Annotated in this window: 10 protein-coding genes; all 10 read left to right on the forward strand. The window is 75.4% G+C overall.

Translation table 11 applies throughout. From position 1 onward, the window contains the following. Positions 1–335 precede the first annotated feature (335 nt). Genes EV386_RS17215 through EV386_RS17260 form a run of 10 tightly spaced genes read left to right on the forward strand, consistent with a single transcriptional unit; the run spans position 336 to position 17,679 of the window. Positions 336–6,470, forward strand: coding sequence for an Ig-like domain-containing protein (locus EV386_RS17215; protein ID WP_130416503.1), 6,135 nt, complete (start codon positions 336–338; stop codon positions 6,468–6,470). 12 nt (positions 6,471–6,482) lie between these two features. Then, positions 6,483–7,460: an AAA family ATPase gene (locus EV386_RS17220; RefSeq protein WP_130416504.1), complete on the forward strand. Its 978-nt coding sequence runs from the start codon at positions 6,483–6,485 to the stop codon at positions 7,458–7,460. Beyond that, complete coding sequence (locus tag EV386_RS17225) at positions 7,457–8,698, forward strand: DUF58 domain-containing protein (RefSeq protein ID WP_130416505.1); 1,242 nt, start codon at positions 7,457–7,459, stop codon at positions 8,696–8,698. The genes EV386_RS17220 and EV386_RS17225 overlap by 4 nt, the downstream gene beginning before the upstream one ends. After that, positions 8,695–11,220 carry a transglutaminase-like domain-containing protein gene (locus EV386_RS17230; protein ID WP_130416506.1) on the forward strand — a complete coding sequence of 842 codons (2,526 nt, stop codon included), beginning with the start codon at positions 8,695–8,697 and terminating at the stop codon, positions 11,218–11,220. The genes EV386_RS17225 and EV386_RS17230 overlap by 4 nt, the downstream gene beginning before the upstream one ends. Then, the gene (locus EV386_RS17235; protein WP_130416507.1) at positions 11,217–12,812 is read left to right on the forward strand and encodes an RDD family protein; all 1,596 of its coding nucleotides are present in this window, start codon (positions 11,217–11,219) and stop codon (positions 12,810–12,812) included. Before EV386_RS17230 ends, EV386_RS17235 begins: the two co-directional genes overlap by 4 nt. Beyond that, entirely contained in the window at positions 12,809–13,621 is an 813-nt protein-coding gene (locus EV386_RS17240) for a PP2C family protein-serine/threonine phosphatase (RefSeq protein WP_130416508.1), read from the forward strand. Before EV386_RS17235 ends, EV386_RS17240 begins: the two co-directional genes overlap by 4 nt. Next, positions 13,621–15,054 (forward strand): FHA domain-containing protein, encoded by a 1,434-nt coding sequence (locus EV386_RS17245; protein ID WP_130416509.1) that lies wholly within the window; start codon positions 13,621–13,623, stop codon positions 15,052–15,054. The genes EV386_RS17240 and EV386_RS17245 overlap by 1 nt, the downstream gene beginning before the upstream one ends. Further along, positions 15,051–16,697 carry a serine/threonine-protein kinase gene (locus EV386_RS17250; protein WP_341272829.1) on the forward strand — a complete coding sequence of 549 codons (1,647 nt, stop codon included), beginning with the start codon at positions 15,051–15,053 and terminating at the stop codon, positions 16,695–16,697. Before EV386_RS17245 ends, EV386_RS17250 begins: the two co-directional genes overlap by 4 nt. Beyond that, entirely contained in the window at positions 16,694–17,440 is a 747-nt protein-coding gene (locus EV386_RS17255; RefSeq protein WP_130416510.1) for an FHA domain-containing protein, read from the forward strand. The genes EV386_RS17250 and EV386_RS17255 overlap by 4 nt, the downstream gene beginning before the upstream one ends. Beyond that, positions 17,437–17,679: a hypothetical protein gene (locus tag EV386_RS17260; RefSeq protein WP_130416511.1), complete on the forward strand. Its 243-nt coding sequence runs from the start codon at positions 17,437–17,439 to the stop codon at positions 17,677–17,679. The genes EV386_RS17255 and EV386_RS17260 overlap by 4 nt, the downstream gene beginning before the upstream one ends. Positions 17,680–17,700 lie beyond the last annotated feature (21 nt).

Genomic DNA, 17,700 nt, shown 5'->3' on the forward strand with positions numbered 1-17,700 from the left:
TCGGCCGCTCACGCGGCGGCGTGCCCCACAGGCGCACGGCCGCGGCGTTGGTGAGCGCTCGCTCCGGGCGCGCCCCGCGCTCTGCTACCGTGCTCGCGAGTCCACGGCTGGGAGTTGGCGCCGAGGCGCCTGTGATCTGGCGCGAGGCGACCGGTCCGGGTGGCGCCCGGGCGCTCAGAGAGAGTGCGACGGCGACGCGCGGGCGCTGACAGGCGTCTGAGTCACAGGGAGTCACGCCCCATGCGACGGCGACGCCGCGCGCTAGTCTGCGCCCGCTCGTCGCGCGACGGGAGCCAACGGGCTTGCGCCATCAGGACGGGTAAGCGAGGGAACACGTGAGCAGCAGATCGGGGCGCCGCGTCGGCCGCAGGTCGGTCGCGTCCGGGACCGCGCTCGCGGTCCTGGCGGCCGGCCTCGTGACGGTCGCGGTGCTCTACGACGGGCAGGCGCAGGCCGAGGTGGAGCTCAACGACTCGGGCGTGTGGGTCACCAACCGGTCGGCCGGGATGCTCGGCCGCTTCAACGCGAGCTCGCAGACGGTCGACGGAACCCTCCTGGCCGGGTCCTCGTCGTTCGACGTGCAGCAGGACGCGCAGCGCGTGCTGCTGACCGAGCCCAGCACCGCCTCGGCGTCGGCCGTCGACCCCGCGCACCTGGAGCTGGGGGCGGCGCTCGCCGCGCCGACTGGGTCGCTGATCGCCTCGGGTGGCGCCACGGCGGCGGTGCTCGACGTCAAGGGCGGGCGGCTGTGGGTGACGCCGTTCGAGTCGGCGGCGAGCCTCGACCCGGACAAGACGCGGCCCACGGCCCAGGTGCCGGGCGCCAAGGCCCTGACCGTCTCGCGCGACGGCACGGTGTTCGCCGTCGGCGCCACACAGGACGGCGGCTCGCTCTACCGCGTCCCCACCCTCTCGCGCGGCACACCGCAAGAGCCCGAGCGCTCGGACCTGGACCTCAACGCCCAGTCGGACGTGCAGGTCACCGCCGTGGGCGACGACGCCGTCGTCCTCGACCGCTCGGCGGGTGTGCTCGTGCTGCCGGGCGGAGGCACGGCGCGCGTCGACGACGCCAAGCAGGCGCGGCTGCAGCAGCCGTCGCCGTCGTCGGACCACGTGCTCGTGGCGACCACCTCTGGCCTGGTGTCGCAGCCGTTGCGCGGCGGCGACGGGCAGGTGCGCCGCGCGGGCGGCCTGCCTGCCGCGCCGGTGCAGGTGGGCGGATGCGACTACGGCGCCTGGTCGCTCAGCGCCCAGGTGCTGCGCGACTGCGCGGGCACGGACTTCGACGTGGACCGGGTGCTGGACGGCGTCGCGGCCGACTCACCGCTCGAGTACCGGGTCAACCGCGACGTCGTGGTGCTCAACGACCTCGCGGCGGGCACCGTGTGGATGGCGGCCGAGGACTTCCGCAAGGTGGACGACTGGGAGCAGTCGATGCCGCAGGACGCCGAGGGCGACCCGGCCGAGTCGCAGGAGTCGACCCCCGAGCAGGTCGACCAGGTCGTCGCCGACCGCAGCCTGGAGAACCGTCCTCCGGTCGCCCACGACGACGAGTTCGGCGCGCGCCCGGGCCGCACCACGGTGCTCGACGTGCTGGGCAACGACGTCGACCCCGACGGCGACGTCATCGTCGCGCACGTCGGGGACCAGCCCGAGGGCGCCGTGGTGACGCAGGTGATGGGCGGGCTGGCCCTCCAGATGACGGCGCCCGCCGACGCGACGGGTGATCGGACGTTCACCTACACCGTGAGCGACGGGCGCGGCGGCAGTGACACGGCGTCGGCGCTGGTGCGCCTGGTCGGCGACGACCAGAACACCGCGCCTGAGCAGACGGGCGAGCCTGTGCTCACGGTCGCGCGCGGCGGCGCCGGGTCGATCGACGTGCTGCCGTACTTCCGTGACCCCGAGGGCGACGACCTGGTGCTGTCGAGCGCGACGACGCAGTCGCCCGCCGACGAGGTGCGGTTCCGCCCCGACGGGCGCGTCGAGCTGCGCGACGGCGGCGAGTCGACGGGCCGCAAGATCGTCGCGCTGACGGTCAGCGACGAGCGCGGGATGACCGTCGAGGGGCGCCTGCTGGTCGATGTCGTCGCGGGGCAGTCCCCGCCCGTCGCCGTCAACGACCACGTGACCGTGCTGGCGGGACAGGCGGTGACCGTCCGGCCGCTGGCCAATGACTGGGACCCGGATGGCGACCCGCTGCGCCTGGTCAGCGTGAGCGAGCAGGCGCCCGCCACCATCACCCCCAACTACGCCACGGGCGACTTCCGCTTCACCAGCGCCGAGCCGGGCTCGTACGACCTCGCCTACCAGGTCAGCGACGGCCCGTCGGCCACGACCGGCCTCGTGCGCGTCGACGTGCTCGCGCCGCCGACCGATCCGGCCGACCCGATCGCGGTCGCGGACCGGGTGCTGCTGCCCGCGGGCGGCAGTGCGCTGGTCGACGTGCTGGCCAACGACTCCGACCCCGCGGGCGGCGTGCTGGTCGTGCAGCGCGTCGACGTTCCCGACGACGCCGGCATCACCGTCGCGGTGCTCGCGCACCAGGTGCTGCGCGTCACCGAGACCCGCCGGCTGCCCGGGCCGGTCGTGGTGACCTATACGGTCTCGAACGGCGAGCGCACCGCGCAGGGCCAGGTGCGGGTCATCCCCATCCCTGAGCCCGACCGCGTGCGCCCGCCCGACGCCACCGCCGACGAGGTCGTGGTGCACACCGGCGACGTCGTGACGATCCCGGTGCTCGCCAACGACTCCCACCCTGACGGCCTTGAGCTGACGCTCGTGCCGGACCTGGTCGAGGAGCCGGAGGCGGAGCTCGGCACGGCGTTCGTCGCGCAGAACACGGTGCGCTTCAAGGCCGGGGGCACGGCCGGAACCGCGCACCTGGTCTACGAGGTGCGCGACCCGCACGACCAGCGTGACTCGGCGCAGGTGACGATCCGCGTCGTGGACGTGCGGGAGAACGCGGCGCCGCAACTTCCCGACGTCGAGGCGCGCGTGCTCGCCGGCGGCACGGTCCGCATCGTGCCGCGCCTCGACGGCGTCGACCCCGACGGCGACCTGGTGACGATCGAGGCGATCGCCTCGCCGCCCGCCAAGGGCTCCGCGTCGGTCGTCGACGGCGCGATCGAGTACACCGCGGGGCGCACCGAGGTGGGGCTCGACGTGTTCACCTACCGCGTCCTCGACACGCGCGGCGCGAGCGCCGTCGGCACGGTCCGGGTGGGCATCGCCCGGCCCGCCGAGACCAACCAGCCGCCGGTCGCCGTCAACGACGAGGTGCGCGTGCGCCCCGGCCGCCTGGTCGCGATCGACGCCATCGACAACGACTCCGACCCCGACGGCGACCAGATCGGGCTCGTCCCGGGTGCGATCGAGGGCGGCGAGGCGCTCGACGCGCAGGTCGCCGAGGGCATGATCGTGGTGCGCACCCCCGACGAGCCCCGGGTGCACACCTTCTACTACGGCGTCGAGGACACGTACGCGGCGCGCGCCGTCGGAGCCGTGACCGTCGACGTCGACCCGCAGGCGGCGCTGCAGGCGCCCATCGCGCGCGACGACGTCGTGGCCCCGGCCGACGTGTCAGGCTCGACGGTCACCGTCCCGGTGCTCGCCAACGACTCCGACCCCGACGGGCGGGCCGAGGACCTGGTCGTCACGGTCGACGGCGCCGCGACGGCGGCGGGCGTCACCGTCGTCGACGGCTCCCTCGTGATCCCGCTGGCGCCGCGCCCGCAGGTCATCACGTACACCGCGACCGACGTCGACGGGCTGACGGCGCGCGCGTTCGTGCGCGTGCCCCGTGACGGGACGGGGCCGCGACTGCGCGACCCGCTGGACCTCACAGTCGAGCAGGGCGCGTCGCTGGACCTCGACCTGACGCAGCTCGTCGTCGTCCAGGCCGGGCGCACGCCGAGCCTGACCGCGGAGGACCAGGTCTCGGCGGTGCCGGGCGCCGTCGCCGTCCACAGCGCCACGCGCCTGGTCTACACGGCCCCCGCCGACTTCGTCGGACAGGCGTCGGTCACCCTCGAGGTCACCGACGGCGCGCGGCGCGACGACCCCGACGGCCGCACCGCCATGCTGACCGTGCCGGTGACGGTCACGGCGCCGCAGAACCTGCCGCCCCGGTTCGACGGCGCCCCCGCGCTCGACGTCGCCGCGGGCGAGGAGTCGGCGGTCGACGTCGCGCGCTTCGTCACCGACCCTGACGGCGACCCGATCACCGTCGCGATCGCGGGCGACGTCGACGGGCTGACGACGTCGGTCTCCGGCACGCGCGTCGTGGCCCAGGCCGCCGTGGACGTGCCCAAGGGCAGCGTGATCCAGGTCCCGGTGACGGTCTCCGACGGCGTCAACCCGCCCGTGGCCGGGCAGGTCGCCGTGACGGTCGTGGCCTCGACCCGCCCGCTCGCGGTCGCCAATGACGACGCCGTCGAGGACGCGCACCAGGGCGTGGCCGTCCCGGTCGAGGTGCTGCGCAACGACGGCAACCCGTTCCCCGGCCAGGACCTGACGGTTGTCGGCGCGCAGGTCGAGACAGGGCAGGGCGTCGCGCAGGTCGACGGCGACCGCGTCGTCGTGACGCCCGACGCCGACTTCGTGGGCCGCATGGTGGTGCGCTACCGCGTCCAGGACGCGACGGGCGACCCCGACCGCGAGGTCGAGGGACGCGTCTCGCTGGCGGTGCTGGGACGCCCCGAGACGCCCCGGGCGCCGTCGGTCGAGGAGGTGCGTTCGCGCACCGTCGTGCTGAGCTGGGAGCCGCCCGTCGACAACGGGTCGGCCATCACCGGCTACACCGTGACGGCGTCGGACGGCGCCACGACCTCCTGCCCGTCGACCACGTGCACCATCGACGGGCTCACCAACAACGTCGTGTACCGGTTCACGGTGCAGGCGACCAACGACGTCGGCACGTCGGACGCGTCGCCCGCCTCACCGGACGCGCGCCCCGACGAGAGCCCCGACCCGCCGGCGGCGCCGACGCTCGACTTCGGCGACGCGAGCCTCGCCGTGTCGTGGACCAACGCCGTCTACGCCGACCGCTCGCCCATCCAGTGCGTCGACCTGGAGATCTTCCCGGCGCCGACCTCGGGCGTCGTGGTGCGCGAGTGCGTCGACGGCACGTCCCTGCGCTGGACCGGGTTGGAGAACGGCACCTCGTACACCGTGCGGGCGCGCGCCCGCAACCAGGCGCCCGAGCCCTCGCAGTGGGGCGACTGGTCGGCGCCGATGGTTCCGGCGGCGCCGCCCGACGCCCCGACGGGGGTCACCGCGACGCACGTCGAGACGGCGCTCGGCGGCCAGGTGCGCGTCACCTGGACCGCCCCGGAGGACCACGGCGACGATGTGCGCTCCTACCACGTGACGGCGTACGAGGGCGGCACGCAGCGCGCCGCGGACGACGTCACCGGCACGAGCGCGATCATGCTCGGCCTGAGCGACTCGGCCGAGTACACGTTCACCGTCACCGCCACCAACAAGGCGGGCACGTCGCCCGCGTCGGCGGCCTCGAACTCGGTCACCCCCTACGGCGTGCCCGACACGGTCACGGGCGCGTCGGCGGCCAACGCCTCGGCCCCCTCGGGACAGGCCGTCATCTCGTGGACGAACCTCGCGACGTCGGCGTTCCACGGCACGGGCGGCTACTACCAGGTGCGGATCCAAGGTGACTCGGGAGCGCGCACGGCGCCGTCCTCGCCGTACACCTACACGGGTCTGAGCAACGGGACCGCCTACCGGTTCGAGGTGCGCGCCTGCAACGCGCACACGTGCCAGCCACAGTGGACGACGGCATCGGGGTCCGTCACCCCGTACACGACCCCCGGGGCGCCGAGCGCGACCTACGGGCGCACCGGGGCGACCACGGGCCGGTTCACGGTCAATGGACCCTCCGCAGACGGCGGCAACGCCGTCCAGGAGATCCAGTTCCAGGTCAGCGGGTCGCACTCGCTGACCGAGAGCCGCACGTCGTGGCCCTTCACGGTCGACGTCGGAAACGGCTACGGCCAGACGCACACCATCACGGTCCGCGCCCGCAACGCCGCCGGGTGGGGACCCTGGTCGAGCGCCGTCAGCGGCAGGACCGACCCGAACCCGGACTCGCTTCAGGTCTCGATCACGCGCGGTGGCAGCGCCGACACCCACCCGAACTGCGTCAGCCGGGGGACGGGCACCTGCTGGTGGGTCGACCTGCACGTGTCGAACGCGCCGCCCGACTCGCTCGTGTACTGGGGATGCTGGACCACCGAGCCGTGGTCGGACGGCAGGTCTCCGCGGCAGTACGACCCGGCGTGGTCGGGCTTCAACACCCACGACGTCAACGGCGGCGACATCAGGACCGACGCGAACGGCAACGCCGTCGGCACACCCTGCGCGCAACTGTCGGGTGGTGAGGACGTCTGGGTCGTGGTGCGCAAGTACGACGGAACGCAGAACTCCATCGCGTCCAACCACCTGCGATGGTGAGGAGAGGAACGCATGAGCACGATGACCCCTGAGCAGGCCGCCTGGTTCGCCCAGACCTTCGACCGGCTCGTCGGCAACGTCGGGCAGGCGCTGCTCGGCAAGGCCGACGTGGTGCGGCTGGCCTTCACGTGCATGCTCGCGGAAGGGCACCTGCTGCTGGAGGACGCGCCCGGCACGGGCAAGACGTCGCTCGCCCGCGCGATGGCGGCCAGCGTGCAGGGCACCAACAACCGCATCCAGTTCACGCCCGACCTGCTGCCCTCCGACGTCACCGGCGTGACGATCTACGACCAGAAGGCCGGCGCGTTCGAGTTCCACCAGGGGCCGGTGTTCGCGTCGATCGTGCTGGCGGACGAGATCAACCGGGCCTCGCCCAAGACGCAGTCGGCGCTGCTCGAGGTCATGGAGGAGGGGCACGTCACGGTCGACGGCGTCGGCCATTCGGTGGGCCGCCCGTTCATGGTCATCGCGACCCAGAACCCCATCGAGCAGGCCGGCACCTACCGCCTGCCCGAGGCGCAGCTCGACCGGTTCCTCATGAAGACGTCGGTGGGCTACCCCGATCGCGCGTCGACCGTCGAGATCCTGTCGGGCGCGGCCGTGCGCGACCGCAGCCAGGGGCTCACGCCCGTGGTCACGACGCAGGCGGTCGTCGAGATGGCCGAGCTCGCCGCGACCACCTACGTCGACCCCGCAGTGCTGGAGTACGTGTCGCAGCTCGCCGAGGAGACGCGCGAGGCGCCGGAGACCCGCGTGGGCGTCTCGGTGCGTGGCGCGCTCGCGCTCGTGCGCTGCTGCAAGGTGTGGGCCGCCGCGCACGGACGCCACTACGTGCTGCCCGACGACGTCAAGGAGCTCGCGCACCCCGTCTGGGCGCACCGGTTCACGCTCGACGCCGAGGCCGAGTTCGCCGGCGCGACCGCCGACGCCGTCCTCGCGCGCGTCGTCTCGGCGGTGCCCGCGCCGCAGGAGAAGGCACGGATCGCGTGAGCCCGTCCGCGCTCGCGCCGACGCTCGCGCGCGTGGGCCGCGCGGCGGTCCGCGGCGCGGCGGCGGCGCGCGCCGTCGCGGCCCCGGTGACCGGCGCCGTGAGCGCGTACGGCCTCGCCGCGATCGCGGCCGCCGTCGTCGCCTGGGTGTGCGGGTTCGCCTACGCCTGGCAGGAGATGGCGGTCGTGGCCGTGCTGCTCACCATGACGCTGCTGGCCGCGGTGCTGTTCGTGCTCGGCCGCTTCCGCTACACGGTCGAGCTGGACCTCGCCCAGCGGCGCGTCACGGTCGGAGAGCGCGCGGTCGGGCGGCTCGACGTGCGCAACGGCTCGTCGCGCGCGCTGCTGCCCTCGGTCATGGAGGTGCCCGTGGGCCAGGGCGCCGCGGCCTTCCCGGTCCCGCGCCTGCGCCCCGGGGCGTCGCACGAGGAGATCTTCACCATCCCCACGCGCCGGCGCTCGGTCATCACAGTGGGCCCGGTGCGCTCCGTGCGCGCCGACCCGCTGGGCCTGCTGCGTCGCGAGGTGTCCTGGACGGCGCCGCAGGAGTTGTTCGTGCACCCCCAGGTGACCTCGCTCGCGGGGGCGTCCACGGGGTTCCTGCGCGACCTGGAGGGCCGGGCGACGCAGGACATCTCGGACTCGGACGTGTCGTTCCACGCCCTGCGTGACTACGTGCCGGGCGACGACCGCCGGCACATCCACTGGAAGACCACGGCGCGCACCGGCCAGCTCATGGTGCGCCAGTTCGAGGAGACGCGACGCTCCCAGCTCGCGGTCCTGCTGTCCACCCGCGCCGAGGACTACGCCTCGGACGACGAGTTCGAGCTCGCGGTGAGCGTGTGCGGGTCGCTCGGCCTGCAGGCCATCAAGGAGGACCGCGGCGTGACGGTGCTCGTCAGTGCGGGCACGCTGCGCGGGGACCACCGCACGCGGCTGCTCGACGACCTCGCGCGCGTCGAGCGCACGCCGACGCGCACGCGCCTGTCCGACGTCGCCCGCCTCGCCGGCGCCACCGTGACGAACGCGTCGGTGGTCGCGTTCGTCGTCGGCAGCGCTGTGCCCCCGGCCGACCTGCGCGCCGCGTCGGCCCGCCTGCCGCAGGACGTGCACGTCATGGCGCTGCAGTGCGCCCCGGGCGCGGCGATGAGCCGGCACACCGTCGCCGAGCTGACCGTGCTCACCCTGGGCGGCCTGGGTGAGCTGCCGCTCGCGATGCGCAGGCTGGCCGACGCATGAGCGCGCCCGAGGCAGAGCGCCCCACGTCGACGCGCACCCGCGCGGCGCGTGGCGTGCGCGGCGTGTGGGGGACGACGACGCGCGGGAGGGCGGCGCGCAGGACGGGGGATGCCCCGGCGACGGGCCCCGCCGAACGCCCACGCGCCCTGAGGCTCGCGGGGTTGGTCGACGGCGCCGTGCTGCTCGCGCTGCTCGGCGCGGTCGCCGTGGGCTTCGGCCCCGTGTGGGGCTCGACGGGCTACCTGCGCCCGGCGCTCGGCGGCGCCGTGCTCGGCCTCGCGGTCGCGTGGCTCGCCGCGGCGCAGCGCTGGTCGGCGCTGACGACGGCGGCCGCCGTCGTCGTCGCCTACCTCCTGGCGGGCGGCGCGCTCGCGCTGCCCGCCACGACGGCGGCGGGCGCCGTGCCCACCCCCGAGACGCTCGGCGGGCTGGCGCTCGGCGCGGCGCACGGCTGGAAGGAGTTCGTGACGACGGCGCCGCCGCTGCACTCGTTCCCCGGCCTGGCCGTCGTCCCGCTGCTGGTGCTCTACCTCGCGGGCGTGCTCGCGGGCGTCGTCGCCTGGCGGGCCCGCGTCGCGGCGTGGGCGCTGGTCCCCGTGGCGGCCGCGCTGGTCTCAACGATCCTGCTGGGCTCGGTCGAGGCAGCGTTCCCTGTGCCGCAGGGCCTGGTGATCGGCGTCGTCGGCCTCCTGTGGGGCGCGCTGCGGGTCATCGAGGGCCGCGTGGGGCGGCACACCGTCACGACCGAGGCCTCGCGCGAGGCGACCCGGCGCCTGCGCTGGTACCGGTTCCGCACGGGCGCCGCGATCCTGGGCGTCGGGGCCGTGGCCGCGGCGTTCGCCGCGCCCGCCATCGCGCCCGCACAGCCACGCACCGTGCTGCGCGAGATGATCGTGCCGCCGCTCGACCTGCACGAGTTCGTCAGCCCGCTGACCTCGTTCCGCAAGTACGCCAAGGACGAGCGCGAGACCGAGCTGCTCACGATCACGGGCCTGCCCGCCGGGCAGCGGGTGCGGCTCGCGACGCTCGACACCTACGACGGCGTGGTCTTCGACGCGTCGAGCGACCAACCCGGGTCGGGCACGTACACGCGGGCCGGCGACGAGATCACGACCGCCGACCCGGCGCCGCGCACAAGGCTCGACGTCCAGGTGCTCGACTACACCGGGCCGTGGATCCCGGACGCCGGGTCACTGACGGGCATCACGTGGACCGGCGCGCGGGCGCGCGCTCTGGCTGACGGCTCGTACTACGACTCCGTGACCCACACCGCGATCACGACGCAGGGCCTGGCGTCGGGCGACACCTACCGCCTCGACGCCCAGTTGGCGCCGCAGCCCACCGAGGGCGACCTGCGTGCGTCCACGATCGAGATGGACACGCCGCTGCCGACGCTCGACGCCTCGCTCGTGCCGGAGTCTGCCGCCGCGAAGGCGGCGCAGTTCATGGGCGAGGAGACCGACCCGGTCAAGCGCCTGTTCGCGCTGCGCGACGGACTGGTCGCCTCGGGCGTCTACTCCTCCGGGCTTGAGGATCAGGCGCCCTCGCGCTCGGGTCACTCGGCCGCCCGCATCGACGTGCTGCTCGCGGGCGACGAGATGATCGGCGACGACGAGCAGTTCGCGGTCGCGCTGGCCCTCATGGCGCGCGAGGCGGGCATCCCCGCCCGCGTCTCGATGGGCTTCTACGCCGACCCGAAGCAGGACACCCGCCAGGACGGCGAGCCGTACACCGTCGTCGGAGGCGACGTGCACGCCTGGGCCGAGGTGCCGTTCGCGGGTTACGGCTGGGTGGCGATCGACGCCGTGCCCGACGAGGACAACAAGATCCAGCCCGAGCCCCAGAGCGAGCAGGTGCCCAAGCCGCCCGTGCTGCAGGAGCCCGAGCCCCCCGAGGAGCCCGCCGACGACGTGCCCGGCGACGTCAGGGAGGACCGGCAGGAGGAGCGCGTCGAGGCGTTCGACTGGGCGTGGCTCGGCCTGGTCGCCGTCAGTGTGGGCGTGCCGCTGCTGGTGATCCTCGTCCCGCTCCTGCTCATCCTCGCGCTCAAGCGACGACGGCGGACCCACCGGCGCCGGGCCGAGCGCCCGTCGGACCGCGTCTCGGGCGGGTGGCGCGAGGTGCTCGACGTCGCCACCGACCTGGGCGTGGCCGTGCCGCGCCGCGGGACGCGGCGTGAGAGCGCGCACGCGCTCGCGGACGCGCTCGCGGCGCCTGCGACGCTGGGGCTGGCCTACCGCGCCGACGCGACGGTGTTCGCCGCCGGCGAGCCCACCGACGTCGAGGTCGACGCGTACTGGGCGGACGTCGACGCCTATGTCGACGGACTGCGCACGCGTCTGGGGCGTCGGCGGCGCCTGCGGGCCGCGGTGTCGCTGCGCTCGCTGCGCGGCGAGGCGGGGTGGGCTGCCCTGCGCGGGATGCTCCGGCGGCCGCCGACCGTCGCGCCCCGCGCGACCCGCCCGACCGCGCCGCTCGCGTCGCCGACAACCTCCCTTGATCCCGACGGAGAGCGCTCATGACGACCGCCTGCCCCGCGTGCGGCGCGCCGCAACCCGCTGAGGCCACCTACTGCCCGGTCTGTGGGCTGCCCCGCGCGCCCGAGCACGTCGCCGCCATCACGACCGAGCCCGAGCGACTTGGGCTCACCCGCGTCGACGACATGGCGGGCGAGGTGGGCGCCGCGGGCGCGGCGGGCGCGGTCGCCAGGCGCCGGTATGCCGGAGTCGGCCGCCGGATCGCGGCGCACGTGATCGACTCGGTCGCCCTGTCGGTGGTGGTCGGGCTGGTGTTGGCCGTGGGCGCGGTGCTGACGCTCAGAGACATCGACCTGGACGACAGGGAGGCGGTCCTCGCGGCGATGGGGGTCTGGGCCGTGGGCGCGGGCGCGGTGACCCTGGGGCTCGGGCTCGCGATGTCGTGGTGGGAGGGCGCGACCGGCGCCGCCCTTGGTGGGCGGGCGCTGGGCGTGCGCACGCTTGACGCGGGCACCGCGCGGCCCCTCGGCTTCGGGCGCGCGCTGCTGCGCAACGCCGTCATCGGGGTCGCCGGCGTCGTGCCGGTGGCCGGGACCCTCCTGATGCTGCTCAGTCCGCTGTTCGACGCGAGCGGGCGGGCGCAGGGCTGGCATGACAAGGCCGCGCGCGCCGTCGTGCTGCGAGCCGCGCGTGGAGCGGCGGCTGCGCCGACAACGGCCGACGCCTTCGGATCTGCGCAGGGCTCCGCGTCGGGCATCGTGCCGGGCGCCGCGGCGCCCGCGACCGTGGGGACCGCAGGCATGGCGCGCACGGCGACGACCGCGAGCGCCGTTCCCGATCCCTGGGCGTTCCCCATCCCGGCCGCGCCCCAGACTCCTGAAAGGGCGCGAGGCCTGTCGGGGGCGCAGGACCCGCGAGCCGATCAGGGCTCGTCTGGCGCTCCGGACCTGCCAGGCGCGCACGCCGCGCCGGAGGCTCTCGCGAGCGCGGCGCCGCCGTCCGGCGCGGCGCTCACACCCGCGCCGACCGGTGTCGTCACCGGCGTGCCACCGGCGCTGAGCCAGCCGCCCGCGCCCAACCTGCCGCAGACGCCGGGCCCGCCGCAGGCGCCCGACCAGCCGCACGTGCCCGACGCTCCCAGCGCCGCCACCCCGCCGCCCACTCCCGTGACCACCTCGGCTCCCGCGCCGGCGCTCACCCCCGTCTCCGACCCGGCCCCTGAGCCGCACCCGGAGCCTCCCGAGGACGGCTGGGACGAGACACGGCTGTCGACCGCCGACGTCGCCCGGCTCGCGGCGGCTCCCGCGCGGCAGTTTGAGCTCGTGCTGCCCGACGGCTCGACCGTGCTGGTGGCGGGCCCCACGCTGGTGGGCCGCGACCCGCAGTCCGCGGACGGCGCGTGGACGCTCGTTCCGGTCGCCGACCCGCAGCGGTCGGTGTCCAAGACGCACGCCGAGGTCGGCGTCGACATCGCAGGTCTGTGGGTCGCGGACCGGGGGTCGACCAACGGCACCGTCGTGTCGGAGCCGGGGCGCCCGCCCCGTGTGGTCGAGCCGGGCGCCCGCGCCCGCGTGCGGGTGGGCGGGGCGATCCATCTGGGACAGGTGCGCGTCGGGGTGCGGGAGGCGATCCGATGAGAGGCCAGGAGCACTGCGGCGTCGTGCTGCGGTGGGGTGTCATGACCGACACGGGGCGGCGCCGCGCGCTCAACGAGGACCACTTCGTCGCCTCGGCGCCGGTCTTCGCGGTCGCCGACGGCATGGGCGGCCAGGACGCGGGCGACCTGGCGAGCGCAGCCGCTGTCGCGGCCCTCGGCGCGCTCGGCGGGCTGACCGCGGTGTCGCAGGCCGACGTCGAGGACGTGCTCGGCCGGGCGCACGCCGCGGTGCGACGGATCGAGACCCAACCCGGCCGCGAGGCGGGGACGACGGTGACGGGCGCCGTCGTCGTGCCAGGGCCGATCGGGCCGCAGTGGTTGGTGGTCAACGTGGGCGACTCGCGCACCTATCTGCAGGCGCAGGGCAGGCTGGAACGGTTGACCGTGGACCACTCGGAGGTGCAGGAGATGGTCGACGCCGGCGTCATCACCCGCGCACAGGCGCGCACGCATCCGCGCCGCCACGTGATCACGCGCGCCCTCGGTGCGCCCGCCGCGCCGCGCGCCGACTTCTGGTGGCTTCCCGTCGAGGCGGACGACCGGCTGCTCGTGTGCTCGGACGGCTTGACGAGCGAGCTCGACGACGTCGAGATCGCCGACATCCTGAGGGCCGAGGCCGATCCTCAGGCGGCGGCGCGCGCGCTGGTCGCCGCCGCGTTGGCGGCCGGAGGGCGCGACAACATCACCGCCGTCGTCGTGGACGCCCTGGAGGTGGCGGGCGCGGTGGACGACTGCGACGACGACACGCGGCCCCGACCAGCGGGCGCCGTGTCGGGAGGTGGCCGGTGATGGCGAGACAAGCGCGCGAGACGGCGGTGCGGTACGCCCCCGGGGCGGGCTGTGCGGTGGTGCGTGGTGAGGTCGTCGTGGTGCTGCCGAGCGCCCCGGAGCCCGCGTCGATGGGCCGCCTGTGGGACGCGCTCGACCCCGCGGCCGATCCCGGCGTCCTGGAGGCGTTGGGGGTGCTGACGGCCGACGCCGACGCGCTGACCCGCGTGCCGCCATTCGCGATCGCGGTGTGGCGCGGGGGACAGGCGCACGTGCTGGCGCGCGGAGCGTGCGCGGTGGCCGCCGAGACCGCCGACGGCACGGTCGTGACGGTCGACGGCGCGGGCGTGGCGACCTGGGCGGAGCGCATCGTGCCCGACGTCGTCGGCCTGGCGGTGCGCGCCGGCGGCGGCGAGGGGCTGCGCGCGCCCGCGGACGCGTGGCCGCTGGGGTCGGGAGTGGTGGCCGCGGGCGCCGTGTGGCTGGGGCCCGGGCGCCTGGCCGAGCCCGCGGCGTCGGAGCCTGTCCCGGCCGTGCCGGAGCCTGTCCCGGCCGTGCCGGCGCCCGTTCGCGACGGCGCCCCGCCCGTTCGCGTCACCCCGCCCGTGGTCACTCACGTGCCGTCGCACGTCGCGGAGCCGCAGGTCGACGCCGGCGCGTCCCCGTCGCCACCGGAGGAGACGTACGGCCACCTGTGGGGGGAGACGGTCCTGCACAGCGTCGAGGCGGCTGCGGTGCGCGCCGACGACGACCTCGCCGAGGCAGGACTGCTCGGATCAGCGGACGACGTCGAGCCCGCGCGCCTTCCCGAGCACACGCTCCCGCCAGAGCACACGCGCCCGCCCGAGCAGACGCAGGCGCCGGACTGGACCCAGGCTCCGGGCGACCTCGACCACGACGGGCACACCGTGCTGTCCTCGGCGCTCGCGGGGCTGCGCGCCGCCCTACCCCCGCAGGTCCCCGACGTGGCTGCGGGCGCCGCGCCCCGGCCCAGCGCGCCGCAGATCCTCGCGCGCTCGTGCGCCTTGGGGCACGCGAACCCGCCGTCGCGTGACATCTGCCGCGTGTGCGGTCAGGCCCTGACCGCCGACGCCGCGCTCGCCGAGCGCCCGCTGCTGGGCCGGATGCGCGTCTCGACGGGTGAGGCCGTCGACCTTGACCGGGCCGTCGTCGTCGGGCGCCGCCCACGCGCGCCGCGCGCCTCGGACGGCGCCGACGCCCGCCTCGTCACGGTGCCCAGCCCGAGCCAGGACATCTCGCGCTCGCACGTCGAGGTGCGCCTCGACGGTTGGCACGTGCTGGTGTGCGACATGGCCACGACGAACGGCACGACGCTGCTGCGCGAGGGCCGCCCGCCGCACCGCCTGCACCCGAACGAGGGTGTGCTGGTCGTCGACGGCGACGTCGTCGACCTGGGCGACGGCGTCACCCTGACGTTCGAGGAGATCTGGTGAGCAAGCGCCCGCCCTCGCCGCCGCCCCGCATCGACGGGTTCGAGTACGTCGAGCACATCGGCTCGGGCGGGTTCTCCGACGTCTTCCTGTACGAGCAGCGCCGCCCGCGACGGCGCGTGGCGGTCAAGGTGCTGCTCGCCGAGCGGTCGTCGGCGCAGCGCGCGGCGTTCGACGCCGAGGCCGACCTCATGGCGGCGCTGTCGACGCACCCGTCGATCGTCACGATGTACGAGGCGGGCATCGCCGCGGGTGGCCGCCCCTACCTCGCGATGGAGTACTGCCCGCGGCCCAACCTCGGCGCGCGCTACCGCGCAGAGCGGCTGTCGGTCGCCGAGGCGCTGCGCATCTCGGTGCAGATCGCCGGCGCCGTCGAGACGGCTCACCGGGCCGGGATCCTGCACCGCGACATCAAGCCCGCCAACATCCTGGTCACCGAGTACGGGCACCCGGCGCTCACCGACTTCGGCATCTCGTCAGGTCTCGACGACGGGCGCACCCCCGAGGGCATGTCGATCCCGTGGTCGCCGTGCGAGTCGTTCGGCGACCCACCCGTCTCGGGCGTGGCGAGTGACGTGTGGGCGCTGGCCGCGACGACGTACACGCTGCTGGCGGGGCGCTCGCCGTTCGAGGTCCCCGGGGGGCCCAACGGCAGCGCTGACCTCATCGCGCGCATCGAGCACGCGCCGCTCGCGCCCACGGGCCGCGACGACGTCCCGCCGTCGCTCGAGCGCGTCCTCGCGACAGCGATGGCCAAGCGCCCGCAGTCACGCTATGCGTCGGTGCTGGCGTTCGCCCGCGCCCTGCAGCACGTGCAGAACGAGCTGCGGCTCGCGGTGACGCCCATCGACCTGCTCGACGAGCTCGTCGCGGCCGCGCCCCAGGAGGCCGACGACGACGAGGGCACGCGGCTGCGCTCCGTCGCGTCGATCGACCCGTCCGCCCCGCCCTCGCCGCAGGCGCTGGCGCCGTCCGTGGCCGGTCTGGAGGCGACGGTGCACCGTGCGCCCGCACGCCCGGCCCCGCCCGCGCTCGGCGCCGTCGTCGCGCCCGGTCCCGACGAGCGCACGACGCTGCGCGGCGACGTCGCCGCGCCCTCCGCGCCCGCCAGGAACGCCGGGCCCGCCCATCCCGCCCATCCCGCCCATCCCGACGCGCCCGACGCCCCCGCTGGGCCCCGGGGCCGCGCGGGCCGCAGCGACGCGCGCACGGGCCTGGGCGTCGTCGTCGGCGCGCTCGTGCTCACGCTCGCGGTCGCGGGCGGGCTGTGGGCGGCCCTGCGCGACCCGGGCGACGGCGCGGCGGACGGCGCGCGCGCCGACGGCTCGGGGCAGACGGCCGGAGGGGCGCCGACCGTCACCCTGCCGCAGGACAATCTCGGAGCGCTCGTGCCGCCCGTGCGCGACCTGGTCGGCGCCGTCCAGGGCGCCGAGGCGGTCTTCACCTGGGCGCCGCCGCGTGATCCGGTCGAGGGTGACCGGTACGCGTGGGCGCTGCTGACCCTGACCGGAGAGCCCGAGTTCAGGCTCATCGACGACCCGACGGTCACCGTGCCGCTCGCCGAGAGCGGGCCCACCTGCGTGCGGGTCGTCGTCGAGCGTGACGGCCGCTTCTCCGCCACCCCGCAGGAGGCGTGCACGCCATGACGACCACCTCGACGACCACACCGGACACCGCCGGGTCGGCCGGCCACCTCACGGTGGAGTTCTGCGGGGAGTGGCACCGCCTCGACCCTGACGGGCCACCGTTCGAGGTGGGCCGCGACGGCGACCTGGAGATCGACGACAACCCGTACCTGCACCGCCGGTTCCTCGTGTTCTCGCACGAGTCGGGCATCTGGTGGATGACGAATGTCGGCACACGGCTGTCGGCCACCGTCTCCGACGCCGCCGGTGGCGTGCAGTCCTGGGTGTCGCCGGGCAACCGCCTGCCGCTGGTCTTCCCGTCGACGTCCGTGGTGTTCACCGCCGGACCCACGACGTACGAGCTCAGGCTGGTCCTGGAGGGCGGTCCCTACCGCGACGTGCGGGCCGAGGCGCCCGACTGCGGCACGATGACGATCGGCGCGGTCCCGTTCACGGTGAGCCAGCGCCAGCTCATCGTGGCGCTCGCCGAGCCGCTGCTGCGGCGCGACGGCACAAGCCTGGCGGAGATCCCGGCGTCGGCCGCGGCGGCGGAGCGTCTGGGCTGGACCACCACGCGCTTCAACCGCAAGCTCGACAACGTGTGCGACAAGCTCGACCGCATCGGTGTGCGTGGGTTGCGCGGCGGCCCGGGCACCCTCGCCACCAACCGCCGCGCCCGGCTTGTCGAATACGCGGTCGCGTCGCGGCTCGTGACGGCCGACGACCTGCCGCTGCTCGACCTGCGCGACGTGGAGGAGGCGTGAGCGCCCGGCCAGGCGGGGTCTGGGCCGCCTGGGTGGTGGGGGCCGGCGCGGTGGCCTTGGTCGTCATGGTGGCGCTCGGCGTGCTGCCGCACACCGGAACCGGTCGCCCCCTCGACCCCTGGCACGCGCTGGTGGACGTCCTGGCGGCGCCGCGCACCTGGCTGGTGACGGGCGCCGCGGCGGCGGCGGGCGCCGTCGTCGGCGCCGCGCACGCGATCGTGATCCGGCGACGGGGCTGAGCGGCCCGGCCGCGCGAGACA

Source organism: Xylanimonas ulmi, from assembly GCF_004216535.1.
Classification (GTDB): domain Bacteria; phylum Actinomycetota; class Actinomycetes; order Actinomycetales; family Cellulomonadaceae; genus Xylanimonas; species Xylanimonas ulmi.

Bases quoted from the DNA above. Each gene is read 5' to 3' on its own strand.
- EV386_RS17240 (WP_130416508.1), top strand. From the start codon at position 12,809: ATGAGAGGCCAGGAGCACTGCGGCGTCGTGCTGCGGTGGGGTGTCATG.
- EV386_RS17220 (WP_130416504.1), top strand. From the start codon at position 6,483: ATGAGCACGATGACCCCTGAGCAGGCCGCCTGGTTCGCCCAGACCTTC.
- EV386_RS17230 (WP_130416506.1), top strand. From the start codon at position 8,695: ATGAGCGCGCCCGAGGCAGAGCGCCCCACGTCGACGCGCACCCGCGCG.
- EV386_RS17245 (WP_130416509.1), top strand. From the start codon at position 13,621: ATGGCGAGACAAGCGCGCGAGACGGCGGTGCGGTACGCCCCCGGGGCG.
- EV386_RS17235 (WP_130416507.1), top strand. From the start codon at position 11,217: ATGACGACCGCCTGCCCCGCGTGCGGCGCGCCGCAACCCGCTGAGGCC.
- EV386_RS17255 (WP_130416510.1), top strand. From the start codon at position 16,694: ATGACGACCACCTCGACGACCACACCGGACACCGCCGGGTCGGCCGGC.